This window comes from Bradyrhizobium genomosp. III (assembly GCF_000261705.1).
GTDB classification, from domain to species: Bacteria; Pseudomonadota; Alphaproteobacteria; order Rhizobiales; family Xanthobacteraceae; genus Bradyrhizobium; species Bradyrhizobium ottawaense.
Window position 1 is genome coordinate 1 of record NZ_AJQF01000122.1, and the last position, 16,667, is coordinate 16,667.

The window sequence follows — 16,667 nt, forward strand, 5'->3', positions numbered from 1 at the left end:
CGTCACCACCATCTCAGACCTGGCCATCAGGCTTGCGTCGCGCGGATGATGTCGATGACGGCCTTGGATTCCGGCCGGGCCTTGATGAAGTTCTCGGTCTGCGGCGCGACCCGCTTCTTGAAGGCCTCGCGGTCGCATTCGGCAACCGTCACGCCCTTCTCGGTCAAGGCCGCCAGCGCCTCCTTCTCGACCGCAAGCCCATGGGCACGCGTGTCGGCCGCGGCCTTCTTCGCAGCATCGAGAAAGCCCTCGCGCAGCTTCGGGTCCATGCGGTTGTAGGTCATGTCGCTGAAGTAGATCGCAAGCGGCGAGAAATTGTGCTGCGTCAGGGCGTAGAATTTCGCCGTCTCGAAGAACTTGCTGGCCAGGATCGTCGGCGGATCGTGCTCCAGGCCGTCAAGCACGCCGGCCTGCAAGGCCGTATAGATTTCGCCGAAGGCCAGCGGCGTCGCGGCGGCGCCCATCAGCCGCAGGCATTCCGTGATGACGGGGTTCGGCAGCGTCCTGATCTTGAGGCCGGCGAGATCTTCCGGCGTTTTCACCGGCTTCTTCGCCAATACGCTGCGCGAGCCGAAATTATAGGCCCAGGCGATGATGCGGATGTTGCCGCCCTTGAGCAGGGCGTCCTCGATCGGCTTGGCGGCGCCGGCATCGAACGCCTTGGTCTGCTGCGGGAAGCTGGAGAACAGAAAGCCGAGATCGTAGGTGCCGACCAGCGGCACCAGATTGGCCGAGATCGAGGAGCCTGACACCATGAGATCAATGACGCCGAGCTTCACCGAGTTGATGACGTCGATCTCCTGGCCGAGTTGGTTGTCGGGGAAGAACGCGACCTCGACTTGCTCGCCGAGCCCGTTACCCTTCAAATTCTTGACGAGGTTGTCGTAGTAGACGCGGCCGTTGGCGAACTTGGGATCGTTCGGCAGCGAGGAGGAGCATTTCAGCTTGAGCGTCGCGGCTTCGGCGCGGCCGATGATGGCGGGGGAGAGCACGAGGCCGGCGGTGACCGCCGCCGATGACTTGATGAACGCGCGACGGTTCACGGGCACGATGGTCATGGTGCGGTCTCTCCCACATTATTTTTTGTTCGCCGCGGTCGTTGCCGTGGCCTGTTGCGTGGACTGTATGGCCAAAGCGACGGCGCAGGCAAGCGTGGCGGCCGGCCGCCCCCGAGCGCGCCCGCGGCGCGTTCCGTCAGTCCGCGAGCGCTCCAGAACGACTGTGATTCCCGGCATTTGCGATGCGGATCGGCCTGCGGCCTCATCTGCGCGAGGGCGCTTTCGCGTAGACTTGGCATCGATCCAATTGGAGCATGGATCAATGCGCAATTCACATGGATGTGCCCAGAACGATGCCCTTCCAGCTCCGGCAAACGTTCTGCCCCATTTTGCCGCACGCCGAGCGTGATCCAGTGCACAGACAGGCGCATGGCGGCCCCCTAGAAAAAGTGACATCATCGCGCGTATTGCCGATGGAGGTGACATCATGCGCCGTCCAGCCCTTCCCAATTTGCTTCTTGCTTCCGGTTTTCTTGCGCTCGCACAGTTGATGACACCGACGATGGCCGCGGCCGAAGCGCGGCTCGCGCTGGTGATCGGCCAATCCGCCTATCGAACCGTGCCCGAGTTGCCCAACGCCGCCAACGACGCCAAGGGCATGACGGAGCTGCTCGGCAATGCCGGCTTCACCGTCACCACGGCCGCCAACCTGGCGCAGAACGAGATGCGCGCGGCGATCTCGGATTTCGCCGGCAAGGTCAGCGCCAGCGGCGCCGACACGGTGGCATTGGTGTTTTATGCCGGCCATGGCCTGCAGATCGACGGCGAGAATTATCTGGTGCCGGTCGATCTCGATCCCAAGCGCGAGGCCGACATTCCGCTCCAGGGCGTGCGGCTGAACGACATGCTCAACACGCTCGGCGCGCTGCCGACGCGGGCGCGCATCTTCATGCTCGATGCCTGCCGCAACAATCCGTTCCCGGCGCTCAGCGGCGCCGGCCACGGGCTTGCGATCGTCGACACCAAGGCCGGCGCGCCGGGCTCCTTCATCTCCTATTCAACCTCGCCCGGCGCCGAGGCCGAGGACGGCAGTGGCATCGACAGCCCCTACACCACGGCAGCGCTGACCGTTGCCAAGCAGCCCAATCTGCCGATCGAGGAAGTGTTCAAGCGCATCCGCGTCGCCGTCGCGCAATCGACCGACGGACGGCAGATCCCCTGGGAAAGCTCCTCGCTGACAACCGACTTCAAGTTCTTCGGCGAGAGCAGCGGCAGCCAGCCGGCCATGCCGGGCGCGTCCTCGATGGCGCTCGCCAGCGGCACGCGCAGCGTCGAGGATTGGCGCAGGGACTTGCAGGGCAAGCCGGCCATGGTCGCCTATGAACTCGTCATCACCGACGACACGGTGCCGGCGTATCAGGCCTATATCGAGCTGTACGCACAGGACACCCGTACACCGCGCGTGCGCACCGTACTGGAGCGGCGACGGCAGATGCTGGCCTGGGAGCGCGCTACCGCGATCAACACCCGCGCCTCGTTCGAGGCTTATCTTGCGAACTGGGACAACAGCGACCTCGCGGCAACCGCACGCAGGCTGTTGCTTCGCGTGCAGAACCGAAATTACGGCCTGCCTGTCGCCGCCGCTGCGAGCCCTGCCCCGGTCGCCGTCGCGATGGCCCCGACCTGCCCATGCTCGACCCCGTCGAGCCCGGCAACGCCCGTCAATCCGAGCGTCGCGCCCGTGATCAAGAAGCGCGTCGACGACACACCGCCCAAGCGCAAGGTGGTCGAGACGCCGCCCAGGCGCCGGCCGCTACCGGACGAAGTGGTCTACGAGCGCGCCCCGCCCCCGGGGCCGCCGCCAGCCGCTGTCATGCAGGGCATCGGCGTCGGTATCGGGATCGGCATTGGAATGGGCGGCCGCGGCGGCGGCGACCATTATCGCGGCGACTACCGCAGATACTGAGACTGTCCAGCATAGACATTGATCCGGCTCGCGCCCGACGCGCGAGCCGGATCTACTACGCCAGCGCCGGATAGTCGTGTTGGACGGCCTCCCGGATCCAGCCCGCCTGGATCGCGCGAAACAGGATCTGCGCCGTCTTGATATCATTTGCCTTCACGCAGAGGTCGACGATGCGGCGGACCGCATCGTCGCGCATCAGATCGTCTGCGATCTTCATCGCAATTTCCATCGCGACGCGGGCTGCACGTTCAAAGCGCTCACGTTCGCGCTTATCAGCCTGTGCGGAGCCTCCGACAGCCTCCGCGCCCGCTCTCGCAGCCTCGCAGATGTTACGAATGCGCTCCGCCGCGTCGATATCGCCGATCGGTCCCTGGATCGGCTCATCCCAGATGTCGGCCGGCTGCCGCCTTGCGAACCACTTCATTGCCCCCACCCGTGGCCTTTATTGGCTTGCACCGTTCAGGACGTGCGGCGCGGCCCGATCGCCTCGAACTGCGCCTTCTGCTCGTCGTTGAGCGTGGCGTAGAAATCATCGAGCGCCGCGCGCACCGACTTGATCCCGTCCAGCATCGCATCGAGCCGTTTGCGGATTGTGGCCATGCGTGCCGGCGGCGTCATCACATCATTGGGCTCGCAGCCCGCCTTGAGCGATGCGCTGACCTTGGCGCTGGTATCCTGGAGCACCTGGAGCGCCGCACGCTGGGTGTCGCTCGGACGAAGCCTCTCATCGATCGCAGCACCGGGCCAATCGAACGCGGCGGTCACATTGCAAGACTGCACCGACGCTTCCCTCGCATTGTTCGGTGCCGTCGCACGACGCTGATCCTCGGCCAGCGCATTGAAGCGCGCCTTCTGCTCGTCGTTCAGCGAGCCATAGAATTGGTCGAGCGCGGGCTGGACCAGCTCGACAGCCTTCTGCATCGCCTCGATGCGCTGCTGCATCGTTGCGAGCCGGCCGGGCGCCGTCGCTGCGGCCTGCGTCGGACAGGATGTGCGGATCAGCGCTGCCGCGTCGACTGAGGCATTGCCGAGCGCATCGAGAGCGGCGCCCTGCGCATCTGTCGGCTGCACCGCGGATGCGATCTGATCGATCGGTAGTCCGGCGATGGCACGCCGGTCACTGCCGCAGAGCTGATCGAGCGGTGCGCTACGCGCCCGTCGTCGTCCCTGCGGTTGCTGCGGCAGATAGGCCGACAGGCGATCATAGCCATAGGGGCCGAAAATGCCTGCATAGATGTCCGGATAGCCGTACCCCCAGAAGCCGAGCCCGTCGCCCCAGATCGTGTAGTCGTAAAGGTCGTTATAGGCGAACGGCCAGAACAGCGGCCCGACCCAGCCATAGCCGCCGCCCGCATGCTGCCACCATCCGCTGCTTGCGCCGCTCCAGCCGGCCAATGCGGCTGCTGCCACGATCTGTGTACGCGCTGCCGGATTGCTGATCAGTCGGCCGTTCCGGAATGCGCTGGTGTTCAGGGCATTGCGGAAGCGCGCGGGGCGGATCGCCGCATTGCGGATCTGACCGAAGTTGGGCCCGCCGCGTCGGACCCCGGACGTGAACCGCATGCCGCGATGATGCCCGCCGGCATGCCCATGTCCACCGCCGTGGCCACGGAAATGTCCGCCGCCGTGATGACCACCGCCGTGCCCGCCTCCATGGCCGCCTCCATGGCCACCGCCATGTCCGCCCTTCGCCAGAGCCGCGCCCGCCAGCATGCAGGCAAGCGCCATCGCGGCAATTCCAATGACCGGTCGCACCATCGCATCCTCCCGCAGAGCCGCGCCATTGAGGCATCGGAACTTGGCGGGAATTGGAACCGACAGGATTGCCGAAAGTTCCCACCCCCGACCGGGGGACGGCCTCGGCCCTGCGGCGGCTTGTGGTGCCGAAGGCCTACGCCTCCGGCACAATCTTGCCGGGGTTGAAGATGTTGAGCGGATCGAGTGCCTTCTTCAGTGCCCGCATCGCATCGAGCGCCTCGGGGCCGAGTTCCGCCTTAAGGTATTTCTGCTTGCCCTGGCCGATGCCGTGCTCGCCGGTGCAAGTGCCGTCCATGGCCTGCGCGCGCTCGACCAGGCGATGCATGAACTCCTCGCCGCGCGCCATCTCCGCCCCGTCGTTGGTGTCGCAGACCAGCGAGCAATGGAAATTGCCGTCGCCGACATGGCCGACGATCGGCGACAACAGATTGAGGCGCTTGAGATCCTCTTCGGTCTCGCTGACGCAATCGGCAAGCCGCGAGATCGGCACGCAGACGTCGGTTGCGACCACGCCGATGCTGTCGCCGGGCCGCAGCGCCTTCACCGACCAATAGGCGTCGTGCCGCGCCTGCCACAGCTTCGTGCGATCCTCCGGCTTCGTGGTCCAGGAGAATTCGCCGCCGCCGCAATCCCTCGCAATCTCACCGAACGCCTTGGACTGCTCGGCAACCTCGATCTCGCTGCCGTGGAATTCCATCAGGAGCAGCGGCGTCTCCGGCAGCGTCAGCTTCGAATAAGCGTTACAGGCTTGCACCTGCGCGGCATTGAGCAGCTCGATGCGCGCCACGGGAATACCGGTCTGGATCGCCAGGATCACGGCCTGACAGGCCCCGTGCACGCTCTCGAACGACACCGCACCGGCCGCGATCGTCTCGGGGATGCCGCGCAGACGGATGGTCAATTCCGAGATGATTCCGAGCGTGCCTTCAGCGCCGACGAACAGATGGGTGAGGTCGTAGCCGGCGGATGACTTCTTGGCGCGCGTGCCCGTGGTGATGATCTCGCCGTCGCCGCGCACCACCTTCAGCGCCAGCACGCTCTCGCGGATGGTGCCGTAGCGCACTGCGTTGGTGCCGGAGGCGCGGGTCGAGGCCATGCCGCCGAGCGAGGCATCCGCGCCGGGATCGATCGGGAAGAACAGGCCCTGGTCGCGTAGATGCTCGTTGAGCGCCTTGCGGGTGACGCCGGGCTGGATCACGCAGTCGAGGTCCTCGGCGTGCACCGCGAGCACCTTGTTCATGTCGCGCAGGTCGATCGAGATACCGCCGGCGGGCGCGTTGACCTGGCCCTCGAGCGAGGTGCCGGTGCCGAAGGGAATGACGGGGACGCGGTTCTTGGCGCAGATCCTCACCACGTCCTGGATGTCGGCGGTCTCCTGCGCCATCACCACGCCATCCGGCGGCTGGTTGGGAATCCAGGTGGTGGTATGGCCGTGCTGCTCGCGCACGGCCTGCGAGGTGATGAGGCGGTTGCCGAAGCGTGCGGCAAGCTGCTCCAGTGCGCTCGCGAGGGCTTTCGGCTCCGGCCGCGGCGGATTATTGGTGATGGTCGTACCCACGGAATTCCTCCCGACAGAAGAACCGTGGCAAAGGACATAAAACCGGTCAAGTCAAGCGACCGGACGCATAGCTGGAAGGAAACATGCCGGAGACTGCCGCCTCAGCGCCCCAAGCACAGCCATTCCGCGCCTCGATCATGCAGATCGAGCCGCAATGGATCGATTATAACGGCCATCTCAACATGGCCTATTACAACGTGATGTTCGACCGCGCGATCGACCAGCTCTGGGCCGAGCTCGGCATCGGGCCGGCTTACATGAAGGAACGCCACGGCTCGACCTTCACCGCCGAATGCCACGTGCGTTACTTGCGCGAAATCCACCTCGGCGATCCCGTGCAGATCTTGGTCTGGCTGCTGGAGGCCGACGACAAGCGGCTGCACACGTTCGAGGAGATGCGGCACGCAAGCGAAGGCTGGCTGTCGGCGACGTCCGAGAACATGTCGCTTCATATGGACATGAACTCGCGCAAGGTTGCGCCTTTTCCGCCGGATATAAGCGAGCGCATCGCTGCGGTCACAAAGGCCCACAGCGCGGTCTCGCGCCCCGAGGGCATCGGCCGCAACGTGGCGATGCCCTCGAGGCGGTAGCGCGTGATCCGGCGCACTAGACCCTGTTGCGGCCGCGGGCCAGGCCGACCACGGCCGAGACCAGGAACAGAACGACCGCGATGAAGAAGATGATCTTGGCGATCTCGATCGAGGCGCCGGCGATGCCGCCGAAGCCCAGGATGCCGGCGATCAATGCGATAACCAGAAACGTCACAACCCAGCCAAGCATGGTAAAATCCTCGTCTTGATGTCTGTCTGCGCTTGGCGCGGCTGGCCGCGCCACCTGCCCAGACAATCTCGAGGCGGGAACGATGGTTCCGATCCGCGCAGGGTGGAAATTCGAAAGGCCCGCAGGAACAAATTGGCCTGCCGCGCACGTGGAAAACCTCATTCCGCCGCCCCATATAGGCACCATCCCTGTTAGAAGGCTCCCTTCCGCCACCCCGCGGTGCCATCGTGGGGCCAATGATTCGCATGACCGAGCCGAGCAAGATCACGTCCCAGAACGTCCCCGACCACCAACCCGCAGCCGGCGGCATTGCCGCGCGTGCGCGCGCCTCGGTGGGCCCGAAATATCTGTCCGGGCTCAATCCGGAGCAGCGCGAGGCCGTGGAGACGCTGGACGGCCCGGTCCTGGTGCTGGCCGGCGCCGGGACCGGCAAGACGCGCGTGCTGACGACGCGTATCGCCCACATCCTGAGCCAGGGCCGCGCCCGCCCCGCCGAGATCCTGTCGGTGACCTTCACCAACAAGGCGGCGCGCGAGATGAAGCACCGGCTCGGCCAGATGCTCGGCCATGCCGTCGAGGGCATGCCGTGGCTCGGCACCTTCCACTCCATCGGCGGCCGCATCCTGCGCACCCATGCCGAGCTGGCGCAGCTCAAGTCCAACTTCACCGTGCTCGACACCGACGACCAGGTGCGGCTGCTGAAGCAGCTGCTGCAGGCCGAGAACATCGACGACAAGCGCTGGCCAGCACGCATGCTCGCCGGCCTGATCGACGGCTGGAAGAACCGCGGCCTGATGCCGTCTCAGGTGCCGTCAGGCGAAGCCGCCATGTTCGGCAACGGCAAGGGCGGCAAGCTCTATGCGAGCTATCAGGAGCGGCTGAAGATTTTGAACGCGGCCGATTTCGGCGATCTGCTTTTGGAAGATATCCGCATCTTCCGCGAGCATCCGGATATTCTCAGGCAGTACCAGCAGCGTTTCAAATTCATCCTGGTCGACGAGTACCAGGATACGAACGTCGCTCAATATCTGTGGCTGCGGCTGCTGTCGCAGGCGCCGTCGTCCCCGTCCTTCGCCTCTCCCCGCTTGCGGGGAGAGGCCGACGCGCAAAGCGCGGCGGGTGAGGGGGACTCTCCGAGCACCGCGCTCGTGGAGACTCCCCCTCACCCCGACCCTCTCCCCGCAAGCGGGGCGAGGGAGCAGACGCCCCCCACCAAAAACATCTGCTGCGTCGGCGACGACGACCAGTCGATCTATGGCTGGCGCGGCGCCGAGGTCGACAACATCCTGCGCTTCGACCACGATTTTCCCGGCGCCAAGGTCATCCGCCTCGAGCGCAACTATCGCTCGACCGGCCACATCCTCGCCGCCGCCTCGCACCTGATCGCGCACAATGAAGGCCGGCTCGGCAAGACGCTGCGCACCGAGGACCAGGACGGCGAGAAGGTCACGGTAACGGGCTCGTGGGATTCGGAAGAGGAAGCCCGCGGCATCGGCGAGGAGATCGAGCAGATCCAGCGCAAGGGCGAGAAGCTCAACGAGATCGCGATCCTGGTGCGCGCCTCCTACCAGATGCGCGAGTTCGAAGACCGCTTCGTCACGCTCGGCCTGCCCTACCGCGTCATCGGCGGCCCTCGCTTCTACGAGCGCGCCGAAATCCGCGATGCTCTGGCGTACTTGCGCGTCATCAACTCGCCGGCCGACGACCTCGCCTTCGAGCGTATCGTCAACGTGCCCAAACGAGGCCTCGGCGACGCTACCGTGCAGATGCTGCACGACCACGCCCGCAAGCGCCGCATTCCCTTGTTCGAAGCGGCGCGCGCCGTAGTCGAGACCGACGAGCTGAAGCCGAAGGCACGCGGCTCGCTTCGCGAGGTCGTCGCCCAGTTCGACCGCTGGCGCGCCCAGCGCGAGGTCACCGCGCACACCGACCTCGCCCAGATCGTGCTCGACGAGAGCGGCTATACCGAGATGTGGCAGAAGGACCGTTCGGCGGACGCCGCAGGCCGGCTGGAGAATTTGAAAGAGCTGGTGCGCTCGATGGAGGAGTTCGAGAACCTGCAAGGGTTCCTCGAGCACATCTCGCTGGTGATGGACCGCGACAGCGGCGCCGATGAGGACGCGGTGTCGCTGATGACGCTGCATTCGGCCAAGGGGCTCGAATTCGACAACGTGTTCCTGCCCGGCTGGGAGGAGGGCCTGTTCCCGAGCCAGCGCACGCTGGACGAACAGGGCCGCGCCGGCCTCGAGGAGGAGCGTCGGCTCGGCCATGTCGGCCTGACCCGCGCCCGCCGCCGCGCCATGATCTATTTCGCCACCAACCGCCGGATCCACGGCACCTGGTCGACCACGATCCCGTCGCGCTTCCTCGACGAACTGCCGGCGGCCAATGTCGAGATCACCGAATCCAAGGGCGGCTCGGCCTGGGGCGGCACCGGCGGCTACGGCGCCTCACGCTTCGACGACATGGAGGCATTCGGCTCCACCTATTCGACGCCGGGCTGGCAGCGCGCGCAGGCCAACCGCAACCGGGGCGGCGGCCGCAATGGCGGCGGTGGCGGCGGCGTTAGAAGCGGCGGCTTCGAGGAAGAGGCTGCGACGTTCTCATCCTCCTCGTCATCAGGCCCCGACTTCGGCAGCTTCTCCTCGCGCCGCCGCGGTCCCCTGACGATCGAGGGCGAGCTGGTCGCCAAATCCACCGGCACAACTTCCGAATTCTCGCTGTCCGACCGCGTCTTCCACCAGAAATTCGGCTACGGACGCGTCACCAAGATCGACGGCAACAAGCTCACCATCGCCTTCGACAAGGCCGGCGAGAAGAAGGTCGTGGACAGCTTTGTGCAGCGGGCGTGAGCGCCCGATATGGCTCAGTATGTTGCCATCATCGAAGACACCGATCCCGACGCTGTCAGCCTGTGGTTTCCCGACCTGCCCGGCTGCATTTCCGGCGGCGACGATGTCGAGGAGGCCCTGGAGAGTGCACCCGAGGCACTCGCCTTCTATGCGCAGGAGCTGATCGCGGACGGCCGGCAGCTTCCTCCGCCCAGAACATTGGACGAGCTCAAGGCCGAGCCTGAGTTCGCCGACGACCTCAGGAAACACACGGTCGCCCTGATCGAATGGCCGCCCCGTGAAGACGCCGACGAGTGAGGACTGTTCGCCGCACTCGCCGGGCCTTCGACAGTTCTCGTCCGAACAGCCCTTGACCAGCCCGAACTTCCCCGTATCAGATGCAACCATGGTCCGGGGCATCGCACTGATCTTGCTGGCATTGGGGATGCCGTCGCTTAGCGCGGCGGAGACCATGAGCTTTGGCGATTCGATTGGGCTCCTGGCCAAGAGCTGCGGTGCGGAAATCGTCGCCAATTGCCGCGGCGTCAACCCGGATTCGACCCGCCTGAAGGAGTGCCTGTCGCGCAACCGCGACGTGCTGTCCCAACAATGCGCGAGCGACTATCTCGGCGCGTTCGACGCCATCCAGAAGCGCGTCGCCGCGCGCGTCACGGTGGCGAACGCCTGCCAGCGCGAGATCGTCAAGGTCTGCGGCGGCTCGACCAAGGAGACCAGCAAGTCGATCCCCTGCCTGGTTTCGACGCCCAAGGGCATCAGCAACAACTGCCTGAAAGCCGTCGACGACGCGGGGTACCGCTGATGCGCGCGAGCAGGCTTTTCATTGCCGGAACTGCGGTCGCGCTCGGCCTCGCTTTGCTCGCGGGCACTGCCGTCGCCCAGACGGCGGCGCCGACCCGCGACGACATCGTCGGCAAGCTCAACCATTTCGAAGAAGCCGCCGAGGTCGACCTTCCCGCGCTGAAGCAGCAGGTGATGGAGCGCGCCAAGGCCAGGATCAAGAACGATCCGGGTCCGGTGAACCGGCCGCCGATCGCGCCTGACCTCGCCAAGCTACCCGCCTTCAACGCGCAGATCCAGTTCGATGCCGACACGCCGATCATCCAGCCGGCCTCCTACCAGACCGTCGGCCGCATCGCGGACGCGCTGGTTCATTCCTCGCTGCTGCCCTACACGTTCCTGATCGTCGGCCACGTCGAATCCAACTCGAAGACGCGCGAGGCCAACGCGATCCTGAGCCAGCGCCGCGCCGACGCGATCCGCGACGTGCTGGTGAACACGTTCAAGATCTCGACCAAGCGGCTGCATCCGATCGGGCTCGGCGAGGAGCAGTTTCTCGACCGGGCCAAGCCGACCTCGGCCGTCAACGGCCAGTTGCAAATCCTGACCTATGCCAAGGTGCCCGAGGAGGCGCCTGCGCATCCGGCTGCGGCGCCTGCGCCTGCGGCGAAAAAGCCCGCCAAGAAGCGCTGAGCAAACGCAACTTCGCACCCGACGGAACCCTTTGAAGTCCCGATCGTTTTGTAGCCTGTTCGGGGCGCACAAATGCGGTTTCACGCGACAAAAGCGCCGGTTTGTGCACCGCCCGGTCCAGTGCTATAGCCTCTGTTCGCCCTTCCCCGACCCCGTGCTGCATGAGACCGAAATGGGTGGCTATTTCCAGCGCCAACTTGCCGTTTATGTCGAGTACCATCGCGACCCCCGGAACACGGCGATGCATGTGGTCGGTATTCTCCTGTTGTTCACCGGCGCCGTGATGCCGCTGACGCTGGTCAGGCTTCCGCTGTTCGGTTTCGATGTCAGCCTCGCGGTGATCCTGGCGTTGCCGGTCCTGATATATTGGCTGCTGCTCGATGTGGCGCTCGGGATCGGCATTCTGGCGGTCTCTATCGTGCTGTTTTCGGTTGCGACGACCGTTGCGGCGCAAGTCAGCACCGCGACGATGTGGGCGATTTTCGCCGCGCTGGTGGCGCTCGGCCTCGCCGCGCAGGCCATCGGTCACAAGGTTTTTGAGGGCCGCGAAGCCTCGTTGTTCACTTTTCCTTCGCATCTTTTGCTTGGACCGATGTTCGTGATGGCAAAATTATTCATTGCATTGGGCTTCCGTCGCGACCTTGCCGCGATTCTGGCGCCTCTTCCGGCCAATTCCCTTTCAACCCGATAGCTCTAGACGCGAAACAGCAACCTTCTGCATGGCTCTCGTACTGGTTACCGGTGGCAGTGGCTTCATCGGACATCACCTCGTCGAAGCGCTCCGCGCCCGTGGGCAGCGGGTGCGCGTTCTCGATGTCCGCGCGCCGGCCGCGGCCAACGCGGACGTTGAATTCGTCCACGGCTCGGTGCTCGACGGCGCAGCAGTCGATACTGCGATCGCCGGGGTCGATCAGGTCTATCACCTCGCCGGCCTGCCCGGCATGTGGGTCGCCAACAAGCAGGACTTTCACGAGGTCAACTGTCGCGGCACCGAAATCGTGCTCGCGGCCGCAATGAAGCGCGGCGTGTCGCGCTTCCTGCACTGCTCGACGGAATCGATCCTGTTCCCCTATTCCGACCTCAAAGGCGCAGCCGCCGAAGAGGCGCTACAGCCGGCCGACGCGATGCCGGGCGCCTATACGCGGTCGAAGTCGCTCGCCGAGCATCATGCCGCGAACGCGGCGGCCAGCGGCTTTCCGCTCGTGATCGGCACGCCGACCATGCCGATCGGCGCGGCCGACCACAATCTGACGCCGCCGACGGCGATGCTGTGGTACTTCCTGCAGAAGAAGGTGCAGCCGCATCTCAACTTCCTGGTCAACCTCGTCGACGTCCGCGACGTGGCCTTGGGCCTCGTGCTGACCATGGAGCGCGGCCGCATCGGCCAGCGCTACATCCTCGGCGGCGACTGCGTCCCGCTCGGCAACATCCTGCGGATGATGTCGGCGATGAGCGGCCGCCGGCAGTTCCCGGTCGTCGTGCCCGGCAAGATCGCCGAGCTCTCCGGCATCATGCTCGAATACCTCGCCGATCGCGTCACGCGGCGGCCGCCCAATGGCACCGCCGAGGGCGTGCGCATTGCGCTCGCCGCGAGCGACCTCTCGATCGGCAAGGCGCGCACAGAGCTCGGTTACGCGCCGCGTCCGATCGAGCCCGTGCTGCGCGAAACCATCACCCATCTGCTCGCCCGCAACGGCCAGCAGCCCTCCGGCGCCATCAAGCATCACGCGCTCTCCTCGCGCGCGAGCTGAAGCCGCCGCCCAACGCAAAGAACCTTCATGTCCTTCGATTTCAGCAAGCTTCTCTCTGTCGCCTGGGGTGGCTGGACCACGACCTGGCCGACGCAACTGCTCGCCCTGATCTGGCTCGCCTGGCTCGCCAGCTGGGTCGGCGCCTCGTTCTGGCAGGGCCGCACCCAGAAGCAGGTGCTGACGCTGGAGTCGGGCCGCTATCGCATCCCGATCCTGGTCGGCGGCATCCTGTTCACGCCGTGGACCGCGGAAGTGCTCGGTGAGAAGCCGCTCTGGGTGTTCAGCAATACCGCCGTCTACATCACGGCGCTGATCGTGCTTGCCGGCATCTCCTTCACCTGGTGGGGACGGCTGCATCTCGGAAAGTTCTGGTCGAACACCATCACCCACAAAGAAGACCACCGCGTCGTCGACACCGGGCCGTACGGCATCGTGCGCCATCCGATCTACACCGGCCTGATCGCGGGCATGCTCGCCACCGGCATCGCAGTCGGCACCGTCACCGCGATCCTCGGCGCGATCCTGATCTCGCTCGGCATGTGGCAGAAGGGCCGGATGGAAGAGGTGTTCCTCTCCAAGGAGCTTGGCGAAGACGCCTACGGCGCCTATTGCCGGCGCGTGCCGATGATCATCCCGTTCCTGTCGCCGCGGTGAGGGCTTAGCAGCTCGCCTCACTCTCGTGTGTCCCGGACGCGCTGCAACGCCCTTGGCGTTGCTGCGCAGAGCCGGGACCCAGATAGCGACGTACTACATGGCGGTGAGATGGGCCCCGGCTCTGCATCGCACCGCGAAGACGCGCTGGGCTGCGTCCGGGGCACCAAGCGCGTGCTTGGACGCACCAAGGAACCGCCCCTCCCCAAGCCCGTTATCCCTCGACAGCTGCCACCTGCGCGAGCATCGAGCCATGTCGGACGCCTACGATTATTTTCGCGAGCATGCGATCGCCGCTGTCCGCAAGGCGCGGGCGCTGCCGCGCGGGCGACCGAAGCAGAAGCAGCGCACGGTGGCGCGGGTCTATCATCTGCTGTCCAAGGAGGCCGCGCTGGTGCCGAACATCCATCACCTCGACGATTTTCGTGCGGCACGGCGACTGGAGCGGCAGATCCCTCGCTGATCTCCGGGCAAGCCCCGCCAGCGTTCGTCCCATGCAAAATCGATCGGCTGCCATTCCGCGGGAATAGGCCCGGCCGGCGCCCCGCACAGGTTGACGTCTGCCCCGTCAGCCAGTTGGATGCGCGCGCAAACAGGGGCCCTCTCATGACCTTCTCCAGCATCTTTGCGCAGTTCGTTGCGCTCCTCGGCGGCGTCGCACTGCAATGGCGGAAGCTGTCGGGCACCGTGCCTGCGCCGGCCTGGGGAGAGAAGCCCGCCATTCCCGAAGCCAAGCCGCAAGGCGCGATCCCGACCTTGAAGATGCCGACCGCGCGCGGCTGGAGCGAGGGCCAGAAGCCGACGGTCGCTCCCGGGCTCAAGGTCAACGCGTTCGCGACCGGGCTCGACCATCCGCGCTGGATCGAGGTGCTGCCCAATGGCGACGTGCTGATTGCGGAGGCGACGCAGATCGCGGGCGCACCGCGCAGCGTGTTTCATTACGCGATGCAGGCAACGATGCGGCGCGCCGCGGCGCTCGGCGTGTCCGCCGACCGCATCACGCTGCTGCGTGACAAGGACGGCGACGGCGTCGCCGAGCAACGCGGCGCCTTCATGGAAAATCTCAGCCAGCCGTTCGGCATGGCGCTGGTCGGCGAGACCTTCTATGTCGGCAATACCGACGGCGTGATGGCGTTTCCCTATGTCGCGGGTGCCGACCGCATCACCGCGCCGGGCAAGCGGCTCACGACGTTCAAGCCAAGCGGACACTGGACCCGCAGCCTGCTGGCAAGCCCCGACGGCAAGAAGCTCTATGCCGGAGTCGGCTCGCTCAGCAACATCGCCGAGATGGGCATGGAGGTCGAGGAAGGCCGCGCCGCGGTCTACGAGCTCGACCTCGTTGCCGGCACGCACCGCATTTTCGGCGCGGGCCTGCGTAACCCGGTCGGGCTTGCGTGGGAGCCGAATACGGGTGTGCTCTGGACCGTCGTCAACGAGCGCGACGGCCTCGGCGACGAGACGCCGCCGGATTATTTGACGTCGGTGCGCGACGGCGGCTTCTACGGCTGGCCCTATTGCTATTGGGGCAAGACGGTGGACGACCGCGTGCCGCAGGATCCTGCGATGGTCGCCAAGGCGCTTCAACCGGACTACGCGCTCGGCGGCCACACCGCCTCGCTCGGCCTGTGCTGGATGCCCGCAGGCACGCTGCCGGGCTTCCCCGACGGCATGGTCATCGGCCAGCACGGCTCGTGGAATCGCAGCACACTGTCCGGCTACAAGCTGGTGTTCATCCCGTTCGAGAACGGCAAGCCGTCCGGCCCCGGCCGCGACATCCTGTCGGGCTTCCTGTCCCCGGACGAGAAGGAATCCTACGGCCGCCCGGTCGGTGTCGTGATCGGCCCCGACAAGAAATCACTGCTGATGGCGGACGACGTAGGCAACGTCATCTGGCGCGTCACGGGCGCGTAAAGGATCACGTCCCCACACACAGCGTGGCGCGCTGCTTCTTCAGCAGCGCGATCACCGACAGCGCGGTGATCAGGCCAGTCTTTGGATTTTCGGATGGGATGTTCTCGATGCCCATCGAGAACCGCGCCGAATCCGCCTCGACCTCGATGCGGTGAACGTTGCGCGTCACGGTCGGGTCGGCCCAAACCTGGATCTCGGTACGATCGGGCCCTATTCCCGCCAGCGACAGCGCAACGGCGACATTGACGTTCGCCGGAAAGCCCTTCGCCGCTTCGCGCGCGCTGCCCTCGAACAGCTTGAGCGGCTCGCGCAGATTGTCGATGTCGATCTTGTTCTGCACGATGAAAGGCGCGCCCTTCAGCCCGTCGATCGGCTTGCGCGTCACCATCTTCACGGAATGAATGGTGCCGATTGCGGCGGCGTTGACGGCGTCGAGCCCGATCAACGCGCCGGTCGGCACGATGATGCGGCCGCCATTGGCGCGGGCGAGATCGACGAGATCGAAATTGTCGAGCAGGCCACCGACGCTCACGACGACCACCGCCTTGCCGCGCTTCACGGCGGGCTCGACGATCGCGCGCAACTGGCTGCTCGGTGCGCACTCGACCACGATGTCGGCGACCTCGCCGAGCTGATCGATCGGCAGGATCTTTGGCGGATGACGCAGACCGCCGATGAAGGCCTGATGCTTGGCGGGATCGCGCACAGCCGCGGCCGACAGCGCCAGTCCCTCAATGCCCTGATCGAGCGCGGTCGCGATCTTCGTGCCGATCGAGCCCAGCCCGGCAATGGCGACCCGCAACGCGCTCGAAGCTCTCTGTTCAGTCATCGCACTCACCTCTGGTCCGAGCTTCCGTCATAGCCCCTCACGCCTCCCGCGCATAGCTGCGCAGGCGCGCCTCGAGCACCGCCAGCATGGCATCGCGGGCCGGATCGCGCGAGCCGCGCAACCACGCGGCGGCGAGCGGCAGG

General features: G+C 65.8%; 17 protein-coding genes and 1 pseudogene. 11 read left to right on the plus strand and 7 right to left on the minus strand.

All coding sequences use genetic code 11. The features are described from left to right. Positions 1-26: 26 nt before the first annotated feature. The gene (locus tag IC66_RS0111015) at positions 27-1,058 is read right to left on the minus strand and encodes a TRAP transporter substrate-binding protein (protein WP_028145487.1); all 1,032 of its coding nucleotides are present in this window, start codon (positions 1,056-1,058) and stop codon (positions 27-29) included. Positions 1,059-1,485: 427 nt separating this feature from the next. On the opposite strand from IC66_RS0111015, the gene IC66_RS0111020 reads away from it, so the two are divergent. After that, a complete protein-coding gene (locus tag IC66_RS0111020) occupies positions 1,486-2,964 on the plus strand; it encodes a caspase family protein (protein WP_038947642.1) in 1,479 nt (492 codons plus the stop codon). A gap of 55 nt (positions 2,965-3,019) precedes the next feature. Here the strand turns inward: IC66_RS0111020 and IC66_RS0111025 are convergent, their stop codons facing one another. From IC66_RS0111025 to IC66_RS0111035, 3 genes are all read right to left on the minus strand, one after another. Next, positions 3,020-3,388, minus strand: a complete 369-nt coding sequence (locus tag IC66_RS0111025) for a hypothetical protein (protein WP_038947643.1) — start codon at positions 3,386-3,388, stop codon at positions 3,020-3,022. 35 nt (positions 3,389-3,423) lie between these two features. Next, a complete protein-coding gene (locus IC66_RS0111030; RefSeq protein WP_038947644.1) occupies positions 3,424-4,722 on the minus strand; it encodes a Spy/CpxP family protein refolding chaperone in 1,299 nt (432 codons plus the stop codon). Between the two features lie 133 nt (positions 4,723-4,855). Beyond that, entirely contained in the window at positions 4,856-6,280 is a 1,425-nt protein-coding gene (locus IC66_RS0111035) for an FAD-binding oxidoreductase (protein WP_038947645.1), read from the minus strand. 83 nt (positions 6,281-6,363) lie between these two features. Here IC66_RS0111035 and IC66_RS0111040 point away from each other — a divergent pair, with 83 nt between their 5' ends. After that, positions 6,364-6,870: a thioesterase family protein gene (locus tag IC66_RS0111040; protein WP_038947646.1), complete on the plus strand. Its 507-nt coding sequence runs from the start codon at positions 6,364-6,366 to the stop codon at positions 6,868-6,870. A 16-nt stretch (positions 6,871-6,886) separates the two neighbouring features. Here IC66_RS0111040 and IC66_RS43335 read toward each other — a convergent pair whose 3' ends face one another. After that, positions 6,887-7,060: a DUF1328 domain-containing protein gene (locus IC66_RS43335; protein ID WP_018319670.1), complete on the minus strand. Its 174-nt coding sequence runs from the start codon at positions 7,058-7,060 to the stop codon at positions 6,887-6,889. A 236-nt stretch (positions 7,061-7,296) separates the two neighbouring features. Between IC66_RS43335 and IC66_RS0111050 the strand changes: the two genes are divergently transcribed. From IC66_RS0111050 to IC66_RS0111095, 9 genes are all read left to right on the plus strand, one after another. After that, positions 7,297-9,912 carry an ATP-dependent helicase gene (locus IC66_RS0111050; protein WP_038947647.1) on the plus strand — a complete coding sequence of 872 codons (2,616 nt, stop codon included), beginning with the start codon at positions 7,297-7,299 and terminating at the stop codon, positions 9,910-9,912. 9 nt (positions 9,913-9,921) lie between these two features. After that, positions 9,922-10,209 carry a type II toxin-antitoxin system HicB family antitoxin gene (locus tag IC66_RS0111055; protein ID WP_038947648.1) on the plus strand — a complete coding sequence of 96 codons (288 nt, stop codon included), beginning with the start codon at positions 9,922-9,924 and terminating at the stop codon, positions 10,207-10,209. An 88-nt stretch (positions 10,210-10,297) separates the two neighbouring features. After that, on the plus strand, positions 10,298-10,711 hold the full coding sequence (locus IC66_RS0111060; protein ID WP_038947649.1) for a hypothetical protein: 414 nt from the start codon (positions 10,298-10,300) through the stop codon (positions 10,709-10,711). After that, the gene (locus tag IC66_RS0111065; RefSeq protein WP_038947650.1) at positions 10,711-11,382 is read left to right on the plus strand and encodes an OmpA family protein; all 672 of its coding nucleotides are present in this window, start codon (positions 10,711-10,713) and stop codon (positions 11,380-11,382) included. Before IC66_RS0111060 ends, IC66_RS0111065 begins: the two co-directional genes overlap by 1 nt. A 172-nt stretch (positions 11,383-11,554) precedes the next feature. Continuing rightward, a complete protein-coding gene (locus IC66_RS0111070) occupies positions 11,555-12,073 on the plus strand; it encodes an Mpo1 family 2-hydroxy fatty acid dioxygenase (RefSeq protein ID WP_038947651.1) in 519 nt (172 codons plus the stop codon). A 28-nt stretch (positions 12,074-12,101) separates the two neighbouring features. Then, positions 12,102-13,133: an NAD-dependent epimerase/dehydratase family protein gene (locus IC66_RS0111075; protein WP_038947652.1), complete on the plus strand. Its 1,032-nt coding sequence runs from the start codon at positions 12,102-12,104 to the stop codon at positions 13,131-13,133. A gap of 27 nt (positions 13,134-13,160) precedes the next feature. Continuing rightward, positions 13,161-13,787 carry a methyltransferase family protein gene (locus tag IC66_RS0111080; protein WP_028145499.1) on the plus strand — a complete coding sequence of 209 codons (627 nt, stop codon included), beginning with the start codon at positions 13,161-13,163 and terminating at the stop codon, positions 13,785-13,787. A gap of 250 nt (positions 13,788-14,037) precedes the next feature. Beyond that, the gene (locus IC66_RS0111090; RefSeq protein WP_038947653.1) at positions 14,038-14,247 is read left to right on the plus strand and encodes a hypothetical protein; all 210 of its coding nucleotides are present in this window, start codon (positions 14,038-14,040) and stop codon (positions 14,245-14,247) included. A 143-nt stretch (positions 14,248-14,390) separates the two neighbouring features. After that, a complete protein-coding gene (locus tag IC66_RS0111095) occupies positions 14,391-15,695 on the plus strand; it encodes a PQQ-dependent sugar dehydrogenase (protein ID WP_028145501.1) in 1,305 nt (434 codons plus the stop codon). 4 nt (positions 15,696-15,699) lie between these two features. On the opposite strand, the gene IC66_RS0111100 is transcribed toward IC66_RS0111095, so the two are convergent. Together IC66_RS0111100 and IC66_RS48235 are read right to left on the minus strand one after the other, a co-directional pair. Then, complete coding sequence (locus IC66_RS0111100) at positions 15,700-16,524, minus strand: aspartate dehydrogenase (RefSeq protein WP_038947654.1); 825 nt, start codon at positions 16,522-16,524, stop codon at positions 15,700-15,702. A gap of 37 nt (positions 16,525-16,561) precedes the next feature. Further along, positions 16,562-16,667: pseudogene (locus IC66_RS48235) on the minus strand (LysR family transcriptional regulator); the annotation flags it as partial.

What these genes read in the sequence shown, in the direction of transcription:
- IC66_RS0111015 (WP_028145487.1), bottom strand. Translation starts at nt 1,058, where the DNA reads ATGACCATCGTGCCCGTGAACCGTCGCGCGTTCATCAAGTCATCGGCG.
- IC66_RS0111020 (WP_038947642.1), top strand. Translation starts at nt 1,486, where the DNA reads ATGCGCCGTCCAGCCCTTCCCAATTTGCTTCTTGCTTCCGGTTTTCTT.
- IC66_RS0111025 (WP_038947643.1), bottom strand. Translation starts at nt 3,388, where the DNA reads ATGAAGTGGTTCGCAAGGCGGCAGCCGGCCGACATCTGGGATGAGCCG.
- IC66_RS0111030 (WP_038947644.1), bottom strand. Translation starts at nt 4,722, where the DNA reads ATGGTGCGACCGGTCATTGGAATTGCCGCGATGGCGCTTGCCTGCATG.
- IC66_RS0111040 (WP_038947646.1), top strand. Translation starts at nt 6,364, where the DNA reads ATGCCGGAGACTGCCGCCTCAGCGCCCCAAGCACAGCCATTCCGCGCC.
- IC66_RS43335 (WP_018319670.1), bottom strand. Translation starts at nt 7,060, where the DNA reads ATGCTTGGCTGGGTTGTGACGTTTCTGGTTATCGCATTGATCGCCGGC.
- IC66_RS0111050 (WP_038947647.1), top strand. Translation starts at nt 7,297, where the DNA reads ATGATTCGCATGACCGAGCCGAGCAAGATCACGTCCCAGAACGTCCCC.
- IC66_RS0111055 (WP_038947648.1), top strand. Translation starts at nt 9,922, where the DNA reads ATGGCTCAGTATGTTGCCATCATCGAAGACACCGATCCCGACGCTGTC.
- IC66_RS0111060 (WP_038947649.1), top strand. Translation starts at nt 10,298, where the DNA reads ATGGTCCGGGGCATCGCACTGATCTTGCTGGCATTGGGGATGCCGTCG.
- IC66_RS0111065 (WP_038947650.1), top strand. Translation starts at nt 10,711, where the DNA reads ATGCGCGCGAGCAGGCTTTTCATTGCCGGAACTGCGGTCGCGCTCGGC.
- IC66_RS0111070 (WP_038947651.1), top strand. Translation starts at nt 11,555, where the DNA reads ATGGGTGGCTATTTCCAGCGCCAACTTGCCGTTTATGTCGAGTACCAT.
- IC66_RS0111075 (WP_038947652.1), top strand. Translation starts at nt 12,102, where the DNA reads ATGGCTCTCGTACTGGTTACCGGTGGCAGTGGCTTCATCGGACATCAC.
- IC66_RS0111080 (WP_028145499.1), top strand. Translation starts at nt 13,161, where the DNA reads ATGTCCTTCGATTTCAGCAAGCTTCTCTCTGTCGCCTGGGGTGGCTGG.
- IC66_RS0111090 (WP_038947653.1), top strand. Translation starts at nt 14,038, where the DNA reads ATGTCGGACGCCTACGATTATTTTCGCGAGCATGCGATCGCCGCTGTC.
- IC66_RS0111095 (WP_028145501.1), top strand. Translation starts at nt 14,391, where the DNA reads ATGACCTTCTCCAGCATCTTTGCGCAGTTCGTTGCGCTCCTCGGCGGC.
- IC66_RS0111100 (WP_038947654.1), bottom strand. Translation starts at nt 16,524, where the DNA reads ATGACTGAACAGAGAGCTTCGAGCGCGTTGCGGGTCGCCATTGCCGGG.